This is a genomic window from Nocardioides pakistanensis, assembly GCF_054781215.1.
Genome location: NZ_BAAGUV010000017.1, coordinates 17885 through 34057 on the forward strand (window position 1 = coordinate 17885; position 16173 = coordinate 34057).

At 73.6% G+C, this 16173-nt stretch carries 14 protein-coding genes; 8 read left to right on the forward strand and 6 right to left on the reverse strand.

Features of this window, described 5'->3' with window-relative positions:
* Positions 1 to 1317 (reverse strand): UDP-glucose dehydrogenase family protein, encoded by a 1317-nt coding sequence (locus ACYVIH_RS07565; protein ID WP_460867783.1) that lies wholly within the window; start codon positions 1315 to 1317, stop codon positions 1 to 3.
* A 156-nt stretch (positions 1318 to 1473) separates the two neighbouring features.
* Between ACYVIH_RS07565 and ACYVIH_RS07570 the strand changes: the two genes are divergently transcribed.
* From ACYVIH_RS07570 to ACYVIH_RS07605, 8 genes are read left to right on the forward strand one after another with little or no spacing between them, the layout of a single operon-like run.
* Positions 1474 to 3114, forward strand: a complete 1641-nt coding sequence (locus ACYVIH_RS07570; protein WP_460867785.1) for a carbamoyltransferase family protein — start codon at positions 1474 to 1476, stop codon at positions 3112 to 3114.
* Complete coding sequence (locus tag ACYVIH_RS07575) at positions 3114 to 4607, forward strand: HAD-IIIA family hydrolase (RefSeq protein ID WP_460867789.1); 1494 nt, start codon at positions 3114 to 3116, stop codon at positions 4605 to 4607. Before ACYVIH_RS07570 ends, ACYVIH_RS07575 begins: the two co-directional genes overlap by 1 nt.
* Positions 4604 to 5656 (forward strand): glycosyltransferase family 9 protein, encoded by a 1053-nt coding sequence (locus tag ACYVIH_RS07580; RefSeq protein WP_460867791.1) that lies wholly within the window; start codon positions 4604 to 4606, stop codon positions 5654 to 5656. The genes ACYVIH_RS07575 and ACYVIH_RS07580 overlap by 4 nt, the downstream gene beginning before the upstream one ends.
* The gene (locus ACYVIH_RS07585) at positions 5653 to 6858 is read left to right on the forward strand and encodes a glycosyltransferase (protein WP_460867793.1); all 1206 of its coding nucleotides are present in this window, start codon (positions 5653 to 5655) and stop codon (positions 6856 to 6858) included. Before ACYVIH_RS07580 ends, ACYVIH_RS07585 begins: the two co-directional genes overlap by 4 nt.
* Positions 6855 to 7484: a D-sedoheptulose-7-phosphate isomerase gene (locus ACYVIH_RS07590; RefSeq protein ID WP_460867794.1), complete on the forward strand. Its 630-nt coding sequence runs from the start codon at positions 6855 to 6857 to the stop codon at positions 7482 to 7484. Before ACYVIH_RS07585 ends, ACYVIH_RS07590 begins: the two co-directional genes overlap by 4 nt.
* On the forward strand, positions 7481 to 8908 hold the full coding sequence (gene rfaE2 / locus ACYVIH_RS07595) for a D-glycero-beta-D-manno-heptose 1-phosphate adenylyltransferase (RefSeq protein ID WP_460867796.1): 1428 nt from the start codon (positions 7481 to 7483) through the stop codon (positions 8906 to 8908). Before ACYVIH_RS07590 ends, rfaE2 begins: the two co-directional genes overlap by 4 nt.
* Complete coding sequence (locus ACYVIH_RS07600) at positions 8905 to 9588, forward strand: SDR family oxidoreductase (protein ID WP_460867797.1); 684 nt, start codon at positions 8905 to 8907, stop codon at positions 9586 to 9588. The genes rfaE2 and ACYVIH_RS07600 overlap by 4 nt, the downstream gene beginning before the upstream one ends.
* The gene (locus ACYVIH_RS07605) at positions 9579 to 10538 is read left to right on the forward strand and encodes a glycosyltransferase family 9 protein (RefSeq protein ID WP_460867800.1); all 960 of its coding nucleotides are present in this window, start codon (positions 9579 to 9581) and stop codon (positions 10536 to 10538) included. Before ACYVIH_RS07600 ends, ACYVIH_RS07605 begins: the two co-directional genes overlap by 10 nt.
* A 21-nt stretch (positions 10539 to 10559) precedes the next feature.
* Here the strand turns inward: ACYVIH_RS07605 and ACYVIH_RS07610 are convergent, their stop codons facing one another.
* The 5 genes from ACYVIH_RS07610 to ACYVIH_RS07630 form a co-directional block, all read right to left on the reverse strand.
* A complete protein-coding gene (locus tag ACYVIH_RS07610) occupies positions 10560 to 11540 on the reverse strand; it encodes a UDP-glucuronic acid decarboxylase family protein (protein WP_460867802.1) in 981 nt (326 codons plus the stop codon).
* Positions 11541 to 11568: 28 nt separating this feature from the next.
* Complete coding sequence (locus ACYVIH_RS07615) at positions 11569 to 13143, reverse strand: hypothetical protein (RefSeq protein WP_460867803.1); 1575 nt, start codon at positions 13141 to 13143, stop codon at positions 11569 to 11571.
* A 64-nt stretch (positions 13144 to 13207) separates the two neighbouring features.
* Positions 13208 to 13849: a CAP domain-containing protein gene (locus tag ACYVIH_RS07620; RefSeq protein WP_460868139.1), complete on the reverse strand. Its 642-nt coding sequence runs from the start codon at positions 13847 to 13849 to the stop codon at positions 13208 to 13210.
* Positions 13747 to 14319 carry an LPXTG cell wall anchor domain-containing protein gene (locus ACYVIH_RS07625; protein WP_460867805.1) on the reverse strand — a complete coding sequence of 191 codons (573 nt, stop codon included), beginning with the start codon at positions 14317 to 14319 and terminating at the stop codon, positions 13747 to 13749. The genes ACYVIH_RS07620 and ACYVIH_RS07625 overlap by 103 nt, the downstream gene beginning before the upstream one ends.
* A gap of 55 nt (positions 14320 to 14374) precedes the next feature.
* Entirely contained in the window at positions 14375 to 16144 is a 1770-nt protein-coding gene (locus ACYVIH_RS07630) for a DUF4012 domain-containing protein (protein ID WP_460867807.1), read from the reverse strand.
* Positions 16145 to 16173: the final 29 nt, after the last annotated feature.

Consider the following 16173-nt stretch of genomic DNA (forward strand, 5'->3'; position numbering starts at 1 on the left):
CTACCTCGCTCCTCGTCCGAGTGCATGGAAGTCCCAGCCGGCCGCGCGCCACTTGTCGGCGTCGAGCACCAGCCGTCCGTCGATCACGCGCGGGTGCCGCACGACGCCGGCCAGCGCGACCGGGTCGATGCCGCGGAACTCGTCCCAGTCGGTGAGCACCAGCACCGCCTCGGCGTCGCGGCACGCCGCCTCGACGCTGTCGTGCGTGTGCAGCCCGGGCCGGGCCCGCTGCGCGTTGTCGTTCGCCTTCGGGTCGTGCACGTGCACCTCGGCGCCGCGCGCCTGGAGGGTGGCCGCCACGTCGAGCGCGGGCGAGTCGCGGACGTCGTCGGAGTCGGCCTTGAACGCCGCGCCGAGCACCGCCACCTTCCGCCCGGCCGGCTTGCCGCCGAGCATCTCCACGGCCAGGTCGATCGTGCGTGCCCGCTGCCGCATGTTGATCGTGTCGACCTCGCGCAGGATCGCCACGGGGCCGTCGACGCCGAGCTCCTCGGCGCGGGCGACGAACGCGCGGGTGTCCTTGGGCAGGCAGCCGCCCCCGAACCCGACGCCGGGGTTGAGGAACTTCGAGCCGATCCGCTCGTCGAGCCCCAGGATCCGGGTCAGGTCACCGACGTCGGCGTCGGCGGCCTCGCACACCTCGGCCAGCATGTTCACCAGCGAGATCCGCGCGGCGAGCATCGCGTTGGCCGACACCTTCGCCAGCTCCGCGGTCGCCAGGTCGGTGCGTACGACGGGCACCCCCTCGGCGAGCTGGGTGGCGTACACGTCGCGCAGCCACTGGTCGTCCTCGTCGCGCTCGACACCGAACACCAGCCGGTCCGGGTGCAGCGAGTCCTCGACCGCGTGTCCTTCCCGGAGGAACTCGGGGTTCCACGCCATGTGCACGTCGTCCCCCGCCGGGGCGACCGCACGGATCCGGTCCCGCAGCTCACCTGCGCTGCCCACCGGGACGGTCGACTTGCCGACCACCAGGCACGGCCGGTCCAGCAGCGGCGCAAGGGCGTCTGCGGCGGCGTGCAGCGCGGACAGGTCCGCGGCGTGGGTGCCGGGCCGCTGCGGCGTCCCCACGCACAGGAAGTGCACGTCAGCGCCCGCCGCGGCGGTGGGATCCGTGGAGAAGCCGAGCGTGCCCGCGTCGACGTACTGCGACAGGAGCGCGTCGAGACCGGGCTCGTGGAACGGCGCCGAGCCGCTGCACAGCCGCTCGACCCGTTGGGGGTCGTTGTCCACGCCGACCACGTCGTGGCCGCACGCGGCCAGCGCCGCTGCGTGGGTGGCCCCGAGGTAGCCCGTGCCTATCACCGAGATTCGCACAACGAGGCGTTGCCCCACGTGGTGCGGATCATGCGACCTTTACTCGGCGGTTCTTGACTTTCCGAGAGCCACTTCTCTCGGGCCCTGTTTGCGAACGGGTCGAGTGGGCAACCGATCGATGACCGCCTGACAGTTTCGGCACGAGGGAGCACGAGCTTGAAGGTTCTCGGGATCAACGCACTGTTCCACGACCCGGCCGCCGCGCTGGTCATCGACGGCGAGACCGTCGCCGCGGCCGAGGAGGAACGCTTCTCCCGCCGCAAGCACGGCAAGCGGCCGGTGCCGTTCGCCGCGTGGGAGCTGCCGGAGCTCGCCGCCCGATGGTGCCTCGAGGAGGCCGGGCTCGACATCTCCGACATCGATGCGGTCGCCTACTCCTACGACCCCGAGCTGGCCAAGCCCGCCGAGGAGATGGGCCTCGACGACCCGTGGGACCACCTGCGGCAGACCTACGCCCAGCGCGCCCCCGGATTCCTGGCCACGGCGCTGCCCGGCCTGGACCCGGCCGCGGTCCGGTTCGTCCCCCACCACGTCGCCCACGCCGCCTCCGCCGGCCTCGCCTCGCCGCACCTCGACGCCGCCGACGTGCTCGTCCTCGACGGCCGCGGCGAGTCCGCCAGCCACCTCGCCGGCCGCTACGACGCCGGCGACCTCGAGATCTTCCGCACCCAGGAGCTGCCGCACTCGCTCGGCCTGCTCTACGAGGACGTTACCCAGCACCTCGGCTTCCTGCGCAGCAGCGACGAGTACAAGGTGATGGCGCTGGCGTCGTACGGCAAACCACGCTTCCTCGACGAGCTGCGCCACGCGGTGTACACCACCGGCGACGGCGGCTTCCACACCGACCCGATCGACTGGGGGTCGCTGGTCAAGCAGCGGGGCAAGCACGAGGAGTGGACCGCCGACCACGCCGACCTGGCCGCCAGCGTGCAGACGCGGCTGGAGGAGGTGCTGCTCGAGCTGGCCGGCTGGCTGCACGAGCGCACCGGTGGCAACGCGCTCACCCTCGCCGGCGGTGTGGCGCTCAACTGCGTGGCGAACACCCGGCTGTTCGACGAGAGCGCCTACGAGGACATCTGGGTGCAGCCGGCCGCCGGCGACTCCGGCACCGCGCTGGGCGGTGCGCTGCACGTCGCGCGCGCCGAGGGCGACCTCACCCGGCCGATGCCGGGCGCCGACCTCGGTCGCGGGTTCACCGACGCCGACATCGAGGCCTGGCTGCAGACCGCCCGGATCCCCTACGAGCGACCCGACGACGTCGCCGACGCCGTGGCCGAGTGCCTGGCCGACAACGGCGTGGTCGCCTGGTTCCAAGGCCGCAGCGAGTACGGTCCGCGCGCGCTCGGCCACCGCTCGCTGCTGGCGCACCCCGGCCACGAGAAGAACCTCGAGCGGCTCAACGACGTCAAGGGCCGCGAGCAGTTCCGCCCCGTCGCACCGATGGTGCGTGCCGAGCGGGCGAGCGAGATCTTCAGCCGCGGCCCGCTGCCGTCGCAGTACATGCTCTTCGTCCACGACGTGGCCAAGGAGTGGCGCGAGCGGATCCCCGCAGTGGTGCACGTCGACGGCACCGCCCGGGTGCAGACCGTGCACACCGAGACCGAGCCGTTGGTGGCCCGGATGCTCGAGGGATTCGAGCGGCGCACCGGCCTGCCGGTCGTGATCAACACCAGTCTCAACACCGCCGGCCGGCCGATGGTCGACGACCCCCGTGACGCGCTGGAGTGCTTCGGCTCCGCTCCGGTCGACCTGCTCGCGATCGGCCCCTTCGTCGTACGGCGGCCGAAGGCGGCCTGATGGGGCACCCGCAGACCTCGATCGTCGTCCCCACGGTGGGACGGCCCAGCCTCCGTGTGCTCCTGGAGGCGCTCGCGACCGGCAGCGTCCGGGTGGACTGCCCGGTGGTCGTGGTCGACGACCGGCCCGCCGGACCGGACCTGGACCTGGCCGACATCGACCTCGCCGACCTGCGCGTCGTCCGATCCGGCGGAGGCGGCCCCGCGCGAGCGCGCAACATCGGCTGGCGGCACACCCGCACGCCGTGGGTGAGCTTCCTCGACGACGACGTGGTGCCCGACGCCGACTGGTACGCCACCCTGCTCCGGGACCTGGCCGACCTCGGCCCCGACGTGGCCGGAAGCCAGGGCCGGGTGCGCGTGCCGCTGCCCGAGCACCGCCGACCCACCGACTGGGAGCGCGGCACCGCCGGACTGGCCACCTCGCAGTGGATCACCGCCGACCTGACCTACCGCCGTCGCGCGCTCTCCACGGTGGGCGGCTTCGACGAGCGGTTCCCGCGCGCGTTCCGCGAGGACGCCGACCTCGGTCTGCGGGTCAGCCGAGCCGCCGGCAGGATCGTCGACGGCCACCGGTGGATCACCCACCCGGTCCGGCCGGCCGACGACTGGGCCAGCCTGAAGCAGCAGCGCGGCAACGCCGACGACTTCCTGATGCGCGCCCTGCACGGGCCGAGGTGGCGCGAGCTGGTCGGCGCCCCCGCCGGTCGCCGGCCCCGGCACGTGGCCGTGACCGCCGCGGCGGCCGGATCGCTGGCTGCGCTTCTCGCCCGGAGACCACGACTTGCCGCGCTGGCCGCCACCGCCTGGCTGACCGGCACCGCGGAGCTCGCCGCGGCCCGGATCGCGCCCGGCCCGCGTGACCGCGCCGAAGTGCGGCGGATGCTGCTCACCAGCGCCGCGATCCCGCCCGCCGCCACCTGGCACTCCCTCAAGGGAGCCTGGACGCACCGCGCGGCACCGCCGTGGCGCGGCCTGCCCGAGCTGGTGCTCTTCGACCGCGACGGCACGATCGTCCACGACGTCCCCTACAACGGCGACCCCGAGAAGGTGGCACCCGTCGAAGGCGCCAAGGAGGCGATCGACCGGCTCCGTGCACTCGGGATCCGGGTCGGCGTCGTGAGCAACCAGAGCGGGGTCGGCTCCGGCCGGATCACGCTCGACCAGGTCGAGGCGGTCAACCAGCGGGTGCACGGCCTGCTCGGCCCGTTCGAGGTCTGGCGCTACTGCCCGCACACCCGCGACGAGGGATGCACCTGCCGCAAGCCCGCGCCGGGGATGGTGAAGGACGCCTGCGCCGAGCTGGACGTACCCGTGGAGCGGTGCGTGCTCGTCGGCGACATCGGCACCGACGTGGAGGCCGCGGAAGCAGCCGGGGCGCACGGGATCCTCGTGCCCACGTCCGTGACGCGCGGCGACGAAGTCGCTGCGGCGGACCACGTCGCGGCCACGCTGTCGGCGGCCGTGGACGACATCCTGGCGGGGCACTGGTGAGGCACACCCTGGTGGTCCGACTCGACAACGCCGGCGACGTGCTCCTCGCCGGCCCCGCGGTCCGTGCCGTCGCGGCCGGCTCGGACCGGGTCACCGTGCTCGCCGGTCCCCACGGGTCTGCGGCCGCCCGGCTGCTGCCCGGGGTCGACGAGGTGCTGGAGTGGCGCTGCCCGTGGATCGACCCCTCCCCGGACCAGGTCCGCCGGGAGGACGTCGACTCGCTGGCCGACACGCTCGCCGGCCACCGGTTCGACCGAGCCCTGGTCCTCACCTCGTTCCACCAGTCCCCGCTGCCGACCGCGCTCGTGCTCCGGATGGCGGGCGTGCCGTGGGTCGGCGCGATCAGCGTCGACTACCCCGGGTCGCTGCTCGACCTGCGCCACCGGGTCGACGAGATGCTGCCCGAGGCCGAGCGCGCCCTCTCCCTGGCCGAGGCGGCCGGCTTCAGCCTGCCCGCCGGCGACGACGGGGCGCTGGCGGTACGTCGACCGCTGCCCGACGTCTCGTACCTGGTCCCCGACGAGCCGTTCGTGGTGCTCCACCCCGGCACCTCGGTGCCCGCCCGGGCGTGGCCGGCCGCGCAGTTCGCCGAGGCCGCCGACCTGCTGACCGCGCGCGGTCACCGCGTGGTGGTCACCGGCGCGCCGTCCGAACGCGCCCTGACCGCAGGCGTGGTCGGCACCACCGCGGCCACCGACCTCGGCGGGCGCACCACGCTTCCCGAGCTCGCCGCCGTCCTCGACGCCGCCGACGTCGTCGTGGTCGGCAACACCGGCCCGGCGCACCTCTCCGCGGCCGTCGGCACCCCGGTGGTCTCCCTGTTCGCGCCCACCGTGCCCGCGGTGCGCTGGGCGCCCTACCGCGTCCCGACCGTGCTTCTCGGCGACCAGCAGGCGGTCTGCCGGGACACACGCGTCACGCAGTGCCCGTTCGAGGGCCACCCGTGCCTGAGCGCGGTCGGACCCGAGGACGTCCTCAAGGCCGTCGAGCAGCTGAGCGGCACACACCAGCCGATGCAGATCGGCAGTCCGGCACAGGAGGGAACATGAGAATCGCTCTAGTCTCCGAGCACGCGAACCCGCTCGCCACGCTCGGGAGCGTCGACGCCGGCGGCCAGAACGTCCACGTCGCGGAGCTCGCGGCAGGACTGGTCGACCGAGGCCACGACGTCACCGTGTTCACCCGCCGTGACAACACCTCCGCGCCGGTCCGGGTGACCGCTCCCGACGGGTACGTCGTCGAGCACGTGCCCGCCGGGCCGCCGAGCGACATCCCCAAGGACGAGCTCCTGCAGTACATGCCGGCCTTCGCCGACTACCTGACCGACCGTTGGCGCGAGGACCCCGTCGACGTGGTGCACGCCCACTTCTGGATGAGCGGCATCGCCTCGGTCGAGGCGGGCCGGCGAGTCGGCGTGCCGGTGCTGCAGACCTTCCACGCCCTCGGCACCGTGAAGAAGCGTCACCAGGGCTCGCGCGACACCAGCCCGCCGACCCGGATCGGCCTCGAGCGCCGACTGTGCCGCCGCGTCGACCGGGTGATCGCCACCTGCAGCGACGAGGTCGACGAGCTCGCCGCGATGGGGCTGCCGCGCCGACGGGCCACGGTGATCCCCTGCGGGGTCGACACCGACGACTTCAGGCCGCTGCACGTGCCGCCCGGCGACCGGCCCCGCCTGCTCGTGATCGGCCGGCTCGTCGAGCGCAAGGGCGTCGGCAACGTCATCGAGGCCCTCTCGCAGCTCCCCGGCGTCGAGCTCATGGTCGCCGGCGGCCCGGCCCCGGAGTTCCTCGACACCGACCCGGACATCGCGCGGCTGCGCCGGCTCGCGGCCCGGCACGGGGTGCAGGACCGGGTCCGCTTCCTCGGCTCGGTGGACCGTCCGGACGTCCCCCGGGTGATGGCCGAGGCCGACATCGTCGTGGCGGTCCCCTGGTACGAGCCGTTCGGGATCGTCCCGCTGGAGGCGATGGCCTGCGGCCGTCCGATCGTCGGCTCCGCCGTCGGCGGCCTGCTGGACACGATCGTGCCGGGCGTGACCGGCGAGCTCGTGCCACCCCGCCGCCCGGACCTGCTCGCCCCGGTCCTGCGCGACCTGCTCGCCGACCCCCAGCGCCGCGAGGAGTACGGCCGCGCCGGCCGGGCCCGTGCGGTGACCACCTACCAGTGGCGGCAGGTCGCCGCTGCGACCGAGGACGTCTACGCGTCCGTGACCAGCCCGATCCGCCTTCGCACAGGAGTGATCCGATGACCCGCCCGACGACCCCCTGCGCCCACGACCACCTCGAGGAGCTGCGCCGCGCGGCGGCCGTGTTCGACGACTGCGTCGAGGTCGCCGACCAGTGGGGCACCCGGCTCGCCTCGGTCCTCGATGCGGGCGGACGGCTGCTCGCCGCCGGCAACGGCGGCAGCGCGGCGCAGGCACAGCACCTGACCGCCGAGCTGGTCGGGCGCTACCGCGACGACCGGGCACCGTTCTCGGCGATCTGCCTGTCCGCGGAGACCTCCAGCCTCACCGCGATCGCGAACGACTACCCGCCCGAGGAGCTGTTCGCCCGCCAGGTCGAGGCCCACGGCAGGCCCGGCGACGTGCTGGTGCTGATGTCCACCAGCGGCACCAGCGCGAACATCGTCGCCGCGGCCGAGCGCGGCAGGAAGATCGGGATGCAGGTCTGGGCCTTCACCGGCCCCCGGCCCAACCCGCTGGCCGACCTCGCCGACGAGGCGCTGTGCGTGGAGGCCCGGTTCACCGCGACCGTCCAGGAGCTGCACCTGGTCGGCCTGCACGTGCTCTGCGCAGGACTGGACCGCGAGCTCGGGGTGATCCCCGCGGAGACCAGGATCCCGGCGCAGACCGGCGCGAGGAGCCGCCGATGAGGGGCCCGCTGGTCGTCGTCGGGGACGCCCTGCTCGACGTCGACCTGGAAGGCCGCGCCGGCCGGCTCACGCCCGACGCGCCGGTCCCGGTGCTCGACGAGCTCGTCGAGCACCCGCGCCCCGGCGGCGCCGGGTTGGCGGCGCTGATGGCCGCCCGCGACGGCCACGAGGTGGTGCTCGTCACCGCGCTCGGCGACGACCCTGCCGGGGAGCAGCTGCACGGCCTCCTGGTGGAGGCCGGCGTCGACGTGATCGGGCTGCCCTTCGACGGTCCGACCCCGGTGAAGAAGCGTGTGCGCGCCGACGGACAGTCACTGCTCCGCCTCGACAGCGGCAGCGCGCCGGGCACGGTCACCGGGGTTCCGCCCGAGGTCGGCGGCGTGCTGCACGGCGCCGGGGCCGTGCTCGTCGCCGACTACGGACGCGGGGTCACCGCCGTGCCCGAGCTGCGTGAGCTCCTGGCCGGGCTGCCGTCGCGGGTCCCGGTGGTGTGGGATCCCCACCCCCGTGGCTGCGAGCCGGTGCCCGGCGTACGCCTGGTCACCCCCAACGAGGGCGAGTCCGCCCACTTCGGAGAGCTCGCCGGGATCGACGTCGCCGCCGGCGGCACCGACCTCGCCGCCGCCGGACGCCGGGCCGACGGCCTGGTCGCACACTGGCGCGCCCAGGCCGTCGCCGTCACGCTCGGCTCCCGTGGTGCCCTGCTGTCCTACGGGAGCGGAGCCCCCGTGGTGACCCCGGCGCCCTCGGTGCACGCGATCGACCCGTGCGGCGCCGGCGACCGGTTCGCCACCACCGCGGCGCTCTCCCTGGCCGCCGGCAGGGTGACGACCGAGGCGATCGCCGACGCCGTCGTCGCGGCCGCGGAGTACGTCGCCGCCGGTGGGCCCGCCTCGCTCGTGAGCAACCGCCCGCCCACCGCCGGGCCACCCGGTTCGGTGGAGGACCTGATCGTCTCCGTCCGGGCCCGCGGCGGCACCGTCGTCGCCACCGGCGGCTGCTTCGACCTGCTCCACGCCGGCCACGTCGCGACCCTGCGCTCGGCGCGCCGGCTCGGGGACTGCCTGGTGGTCTGCCTCAACAGCGACGACTCGGTGCGGCGACTCAAGGGCTCGTCGCGACCGCTGGTGCCCGCCGCCGACCGGGCCCGGGTGCTCGAGGCTCTCGAGTTCGTCGACGCCGTCGTGGTGTTCGAGGAGGACACCCCGGTCGAGGCGCTGCGCAGGATCCGTCCGCATGTGTGGGCCAAGGGCGGGGACTACGCGGGCACCGACGTGCCCGAGGCCGCGGTCCTGCGCGAGTGGGGCGGTCAGGCCGTCGTTCTCCCCTACCTCGAGGGCCGCTCCACCAGCCGCATCGTGCAGACCGCGGCCGAGCGTTCGGCCGCCGAGGACTCCCAGACCCAGAAGGAGATCGTCCGATGACCCTTGGAAACGTGCTCGTGACCGGAGGTTCCTCCGGCCTCGGCGCCGCCGTGATCGACGCCGTGGCGCAGGCCGGCGGCCGCCCGGTCAACCTCGACCGGGTGAAGTCCGACGCCGACGTGGAGCAGGAGGTCGTCGACCTCTCCGACGCACGCGCCGCCGAGCGGGCGGTCCGCTCGGTGTCCGAGCGCGTCGGTGGGCTCGACGCGGTGGTCACCTGCGCCGGCACCGACGCCTGCGGCAAGCTCGAAGACGTCGCCGCCGAGGACTGGGACCGGGTGATCCTGGTGAACCTGATCGGCACCGCGGCCGTGGTGCGGGCGGCGCTGCCCGACCTGCTCGAGCGCCACGGACACGTGGTCACGGTCGCCTCGACCCTGGGCGTCCGCGCGCTCAGCGACGCCACGGCGTACTCCGCCTCGAAGTTCGGCGTCGTCGGCTTCACCCGGGCGCTCGCCGCGGAGACCCAGGGCCGGATGTCGACCACGATGCTGGTCCCGGGCGGGATGCACACCCACTTCTTCGACGGCCGCGACCCGCAGTACATGCCGCCGCCGGACGCCAAGCTCAACCAGCCGGCCGACGTGGCGAGGACAGTGGTCTTCGCGCTGCAGCAGCCCGAGGGCTGCGAGGTCCGCGAGCTGGTGGTGACGCCCGCCGTCGAGGGGTCATGGCCCTGATCGACGACGGCACCCGGCCGCGACTGCTGGCCCTGCGAGCGCTGGGACTCGGTGACTTCCTCACCGGTGTCCCGGCGCTCCGCGCGTTGCGGCGGGCGTTCCCCGGCCACGAGCTGGTGCTGGCGGCACCGACCGCGCTCACGCCCCTGGTGTCGCTGGCCGACGTGGCCGACGCGCTGCTGCCCGCCGGCGGCCTGCAACCGCTGGACTGGGCCGGTCCCGCCCCGGACCTCGCGGTCAACCTGCACGGCAAGGGCCCGCAGACCCACGAGCTGCTGCGTGCGCTGTCGCCGCGGCGACTGGCCGCCTTCGGCAACGCCGAGGCCGGGTTCGAAGGCCCGGCCTGGCGGCCCGGGGAGCACGAGATCCGCCGCTGGTGCCGGTTGCTCGAGGAAGCCCTCGACATCGACACCGACGTCGACGACCTGCTGCTGCGGCGTCCGGCATCGTCGCCGCTGACCGGCGCCGACGCCGTCGTGGTCCACCCGGGCGCGGCCTTCCCCGCTCGCCGGTGGCCGGCGGATCGGTTCGCCGAGGTTGCCCACTGGGCGACCACGCAGGGGCACGAGGTGGTGGTGACCGGTGGCCCTGGCGAGGAGCCGCTCGCCCACGGGGTGGCCGCGCTCGCGGGCCTGCCCGACCAGGCCGTGCTCGCCGGACGCACCGACCTGGCCACGCTGGCCGGGGTGGTCGCCCACGCCCGTCTGGTCGTGTGCGGCGACACCGGAGTCGCGCACCTGGCCTCGGCCTTCGGCACCCCGTCGGTGGTGCTGTTCGGTCCGGTCTCGCCGGCCGAGTGGGGGCCGCCGGCCAAGGGGCCGCACACGGTGCTCTGGCACGGGGTCGGCGACGGCGACCCGTGGGGCGAGACCACCGATCCGGCGCTGCTGCAGATCGGGATCGGCGAGGTGCTGGCCGCGGCGCAGGCGCGGCTGTCGGACTCCCGCTGACGCGGCTCTGGCAGAGCTCCCTCAGACGCGGCCGGCCGCGGCCGCGAACCACTCGACGGTCCGCTTGAGGCCCTCGTCCGCCGGGGTGCGCGGCTCCCAGCCGAGCAGCTGCCGGGCCCGGGTGGTGTCGGGCCGCCGGATCTTGGGGTCGTCGGTCGGCAGGTCGACGTGCTCGATCGGCGACGACGAGCCCGCCAGGCCGCGGACCCGTTCGGCCAGCTCGAGCATGGTCATCTCGTCAGAGCTGCCGATGTTGACCGGCCCCGGCTGGTCGGAGGCCGCGAGCGCCAGGATGCCCTCGACGGTGTCCTCGACGTAGCACAGCGACCGGGTCTGGCTGCCGTCGCCGGTGACCGTCAGCGGCCTGCCTGCCAGCGCCTGGGACATGAAGGCGGGGATCGCACGGCCGTCGTCGAGACGCATCCGCGGGCCGTAGGTGTTGAAGATCCGCACGATCGCGGTGTCCAGGTCGTGCTCACGGCGGTACGCCATGGTCAGTGCCTCGGAGAACCGCTTGGCCTCGTCGTACACGCTCCGCGGGCCGACCGGGTTGACGTTGCCCCAGTAGTCCTCCGGCTGCGGGTGCACCTGCGGGTCGCCGTACACCTCCGAGGTGGAGGCGAGCAGGAACCGGGCACGGTGCTCGAGGGCGAGGTCGAGTGCGTGCATGGTGCCGAGGCTGCCGACCTTCATCGTCTCGATCGGCAGCTCCAGGTAGTGCACCGGGGAGGCGGGTGAGGCCAGGTGCATGACGAGGTCGACGTCGCCGTCGACGTGCAGCCCCGCGGAGACGTCCTGCTCGTGCAGGCGGAAGCCCGGTCGACCGGCGAGGTGCTCGACGTTGCCTGCCGAGCCGGTCGCGAAGTTGTCCACGCACACCACCTCCGCGCCGAGCTCGAGCAGGCGCTCGCACACCCACGACCCGACGAAGCCGGCGCCGCCGGTGACCACCGTCCTGCGCCCGGAGAGCGCCCGGAGCGCCCGGAGGCTCTGCATGCTCATGTCGGAGTGCTACCCGCCGGGCGGGCGGTCATGCGCGCACGGCAGGCCCCTGCGCGATCCACCACCGGGCGGCGGTCCGCTGCCACTCGGGCGTGTTCCGCGACCGAGCGAGCACCTCGAGACCGGGCGAGCCGGTCATCCCGAGGGCGTACATCTTGGCGCGCTCCCGCGGCGACCACTCGTCCTGGAGCGAGGATCGCAGCACCTGGTCGGAGAAGGACGTGAACGTCATGTGTCCGATCGCCTGGGCGACGAAGGTGCCGACCTCGTCGTTGGCGTCGTCGAGGAAGCCGACCATCCGCAGCCGGTGCGCGTCGGTGCTGAGGTACCTCGCCAACGTCGCGGCACGCACGCGCACCGGCGTCGGCGCGTTCGCGACCCCGATCAGCGACAGCAGCCCGTCGGCGAGCGCCTCACCGAACGGCGAGGCCGAGATGAGCAGGGAGGCCAGGTGCCGCCGCTCGGAGTCGCGGTGGAACAGTGCCTCGCGGACCAGCCGCTGGAGCATCCGGTCCTCGTCGTACGTCGGCTCGTTCGGCACCTGCGCGCGTGCGGCCTCCGCCAGGTCGTGGGACAGGCCACGGGCCATGTTCGGCGCCAGGTCCTCGCCGGACTCCACGACGTACTCGAGCTTGCGACGGCCTGCCTTGGCCGCGGCGTCGGTGAGCGTCGAGCGCAGACCCTCGGGCAAGCAGGCGATCAGCTCGGCGAGCTCGGCGGACGCCTTGGCCGGGTTGGCCCGCCACCGGCGCAGCACCAGCATGTCCAGCCGGGAGCGCTCCTCGGGCGTGAAGTCGCCGCGGGTGACCTTCTGCGCGGCCACCCACACCGCCAGCGCGCCCACCGCCTCGCTCGGTGGCTCCTCGACGAGGTCGAGCACCATCTCCGCTGCCTTGCGGGTCGGCAGCTGGTCGAGGATGCCGATCGGGTTCGTGAGGACCTGCACCCCAGGTGTGTGGATGTAGTCGTGGACCGCGCCGGTGAGGTAGTCCTGGGCCCGCGGGGACGCGGCGAGGTTCATGGCGGCAGTGCTGTACTGCCGGTACGGCACCTTCAGCGAGCGCGGCAGCCGGTTCACCACCTGGCGGGTGATCTTCTCCCAGGTGTGAGCCCGCAGGTGGGCCAGCGGCACCGCGGCCAGGTGCCAGCCGAGGTCCTGCCACTCGGTGGCGCAGGCCGCGTCGTCCTCGGCGAGGTCGATCAGCTCGTCGAAGCGGCGGGAGAACTCCGGCGTGGCCGGGTCGAGCTGCGGCCGGGCGACCCGGGTCTTGACGCCGGGGATCGCGGCGCGGACGTAGCCGGTGATCGAGGAGACCTGGCCAGGGACCAGCGCCAGGGCCTGCTCGTAGGCGGCCATGCCCTCGTAGGAGATCGGGATCTCCCCTGACTCCCAGCGGCTGACCAGGCTCCGGCTCGCGGTGCAGCCCACCGCCGCCAGTGCCTGGACGAACCGACGGCCGTCGGCCATCTCCGGGTCCGGGTGGTGCAGCCGCGACATCGCGAGGAGCCAGCCGATCCGCGCGTCGATGTCGGGCTTGCGCGAGCTCAGCGGCGTGTCGTCGTAGGCGATCTTCTGGACGCGACCGGGGCGGCGAGCAGTCATTGCACCCCTTTCGATCGCCGCAACATCAATCCGCCCAGCATAGGACCGCGGGTGCCCCGCGGCGCTAGTGGTTTCGGTCCGCGAAGAGCTGCGCGCACAACACCTCATCCGCGTCGCGCGCACAGCCGACACCGGTCACCCGCAGTGCCGGGTCGAGGAGGTTGTTGCGGTGCCCCGGGGACTTCAGCCAGGCGTCGACCACGGCCTCGGGAGAGGCGCTGCTGCGTACGAGGTTCTCCGCGACCCGGCCGCCTGGGACGCACGTCGAGACGACACCGGTCAGGGGGCGGTGCTCCAACGGCTGGCCGACAAGGGCCTCGGCGCGCTCGACGGCGGCCCCCTCGAGGCAACCGGAGCGCACCAACGACTGCAGCCCTTCGGCGGAGCGGACCCGGTCGGTCGCCCGGCGCAGACCTGCGGCCGTCGCCCGCAGGCTGAGGCGGGCGTCAGCTGTCTCGTCACCGCGTGCGTCGCCGGAGACGTCCGGCTGCTGGTCGGTCCCGCCGCAGGCAGCGACCGCGAGCAGGGCGGGGCCGAGGACGAGAACGACGAAGACCCTCGCGAGCCTGCTCGCGAGGGTCTTCGTCGGACGTGTGTGTCGGGTCAGTTGAGCTGGGCGCGACGGCGACGGCCGACGACCATGGCAGCACCGCCCAGGACGAGCAGCGCACCCGTGCCGCCCAGCAGCATCGAGGTGGTGCTCGATCCGGTGTCGGGCAGCCCGGCTCCGGCGTCGGCACCGGCGTCCGTGCCGGCGCCCGCCTCGACATCGCCACCGGTGCCAGCGCGACCGGCCTCACCGTCGCCGACGGTGACCACCGTCTCGGCGACGACGTTGCCGTCCTCGTCGTAGCCGATGAGCGAGTAGTTGCTCTCGACGTGGAGGGTGACCGTGAAGTCGGCGACGCCGTTGACCGTGGCCTTGGTCATCGACTGCGTGCCCGCGATCTCGATGTCCTCGTCGTCCACGGCCGGGTCGTCGGAGGTCACCGTGAGAGTGGCTTCGGCACTGTCGGGACCTGCGTCGACGCTGACGCCGAAGGGCTGGCCCGGGGCAGGCGTCGGGTCGGTGACCTCGACGTCCTCCTCAGGGCCGGTGTAGGCGGTGGCGGCGACTGGTGCAAGGACGAGAGCCGCCGAGGCGGCAGCAGCGCCGAGAACGCGTCGGATGATCATGTGTCTCCCCCGTAGGAAGATTGGAGAATCTATTTCACATACACGGTAGAGGACATTAGGGACAATGTGAAACCAGTCTCCGGAAATTGCCCTCGATAGCCGACGGGGTTGTGCGCAGTCGCGTTTTTCCCGGGAGGCCGACGACCGAGAGCTCGTAATCGAGGGTGACCGACTTCCCGGGCGGGATGACCACGGTGTGCGAGACCACGGGTAGCCCGTCGTGCACCTGGGGTGTCACCCCGCCGCCGGTGCTGGCGCGGACGTCCTCGATCATCCCGTTGGAAGGGGCGTAGAGCAGCACGTCGGTCCGGATCTGGCCCTCGGGCACCACCACTCCGCCACCGGTCAGGTAGTCCGGCAGGCCTTCCACGTCGCGCGGGACAGCCGAGGTGAGCCGCACCGACACGGTCAGGTCCTTCGCACCGTCGGCTCGACAGTCGGTTTCCGCCACCTCCACCCGCATCCGTTCGTAGTAGGCGATCTTGGCTCCGCTGCGGTCGTGCAGGTAGACGCCCACGACCGGGGAGTCCTCTTGCTCGCCTCGCAGCTCCCCGGCGAGCGCTGTGGTGGCGAGCACTGCCTGCTCGGGAGCCCGCGCGGACCAGAGCAGGATCCGGCCCTGCTCCGTCGCCTCCACCAGCGCCTTTGCCGTCGCCCGCAGGTCACCTTCGCCCGACATCACCTTGTCGAAGACCCGTGCCGCCGCCGAAGCGAAGAAGGCGTCCTGGGCGTCGGGATCGGGGTAGTCGATATACACCTGGTTCAGCAGCACCTGCGCTGCGTTGTCGCCGGTCAGCCGGCCGCCCCCGGGCACCGTCACCGGCCCCGTCGCCCGCAGCAGCAGCTGCAGCGCATAGGGGTCGATCGACGCCACGCCGTCGACCTCGGTGCCGGTCTCGTCGGCCCACATCCGTCGCGCGAGCCGTGCGGCGCGCGGGAAGTCGGGCGTCGAGGTCACGTTCTGCATGTACCGACCGAGCTGGGTGCCGAACAGAGCCCGCTCGGCGCTGCTCAGGCGAAGCACCGGCCTGCCCCGGTTGCCGAACGAACTGCCCGTGCGATGCTCCACCAGCTCCACCCGGCCGTGGTCTGCCCGGATCGCGATCACGGCCCCGGGAATGCCGCCCAGAGCGCGCGGCTCGGCGGTGTTCTGAGCCAACAGGAGATAGTCGCGGGGACCGTCGGCCCCGAGCATCGGCGGAATCAGCTCGGCGAGCCGCGTCGCCGTTCCGGTCAGCCCGCTGAGCTCGGTCAGGGTGGCGGCGAGGTCGGTCACGGGTGAGCGCAGCTGCGGCACCAGCTGGGCGGTGTCGACGCCCGTCACACGCTCCTCGGCGGCCGCCACGTCGCGGTGCGCCGCCTGGATCCGTGGAGCCACCTCGCGGAGGGGGCGGACGTCCACGCGACCCTTCACCGGCGCCATCCGCTCGGGGTCCACGGTCTCCGCCGCCGCGATCAGGTTCGGAAGCGTGTCGACCGCGAGGTCGTCGACCGTGGCGGTGACCGTCTGGACGGCCTCGACGTTGGCGCCCAGCACGGGGAGCACGCCGATCAGAGCCCAGTGCGGGCCGTGCACCGCCTGCCGCGCCGCGGTCGTCTCGTCGGCGAAGCGCTCGGCCGTGGCCCGCGCCCCGTCGAGGTCACCGTCGGCGATCTGCTGCCGCAGCACCCCGACCCGGTCCTGGGCGGAGCGCAGATCGACGTACGCCGACCGCGCCTGCCACGCGTAGACCGCGGCCAGTCCCACCAGTACGACGGTGGACGCGAGCACCACCCAGCGCAGCGTCGTGCGTCGAGACGAGTGGGTCTTTTGTCCGGTCCGCACCCGCCGATCGTACGGATCCCCGCCCGCGC

What these genes read in the sequence shown, in the direction of transcription:
- ACYVIH_RS07615 (WP_460867803.1), bottom strand. Translation starts at nt 13,143, where the DNA reads ATGACTGCTCGCCGCCCCGGTCGCGTCCAGAAGATCGCCTACGACGAC.
- ACYVIH_RS07625 (WP_460867805.1), bottom strand. Translation starts at nt 14,319, where the DNA reads ATGATCATCCGACGCGTTCTCGGCGCTGCTGCCGCCTCGGCGGCTCTC.
- ACYVIH_RS07575 (WP_460867789.1), top strand. Translation starts at nt 3,114, where the DNA reads ATGGGGCACCCGCAGACCTCGATCGTCGTCCCCACGGTGGGACGGCCC.
- ACYVIH_RS07605 (WP_460867800.1), top strand. Translation starts at nt 9,579, where the DNA reads ATGGCCCTGATCGACGACGGCACCCGGCCGCGACTGCTGGCCCTGCGA.
- rfaE2 (WP_460867796.1), top strand. Translation starts at nt 7,481, where the DNA reads ATGAGGGGCCCGCTGGTCGTCGTCGGGGACGCCCTGCTCGACGTCGAC.
- ACYVIH_RS07590 (WP_460867794.1), top strand. Translation starts at nt 6,855, where the DNA reads ATGACCCGCCCGACGACCCCCTGCGCCCACGACCACCTCGAGGAGCTG.
- ACYVIH_RS07585 (WP_460867793.1), top strand. Translation starts at nt 5,653, where the DNA reads ATGAGAATCGCTCTAGTCTCCGAGCACGCGAACCCGCTCGCCACGCTC.
- ACYVIH_RS07600 (WP_460867797.1), top strand. Translation starts at nt 8,905, where the DNA reads ATGACCCTTGGAAACGTGCTCGTGACCGGAGGTTCCTCCGGCCTCGGC.
- ACYVIH_RS07610 (WP_460867802.1), bottom strand. Translation starts at nt 11,540, where the DNA reads ATGAGCATGCAGAGCCTCCGGGCGCTCCGGGCGCTCTCCGGGCGCAGG.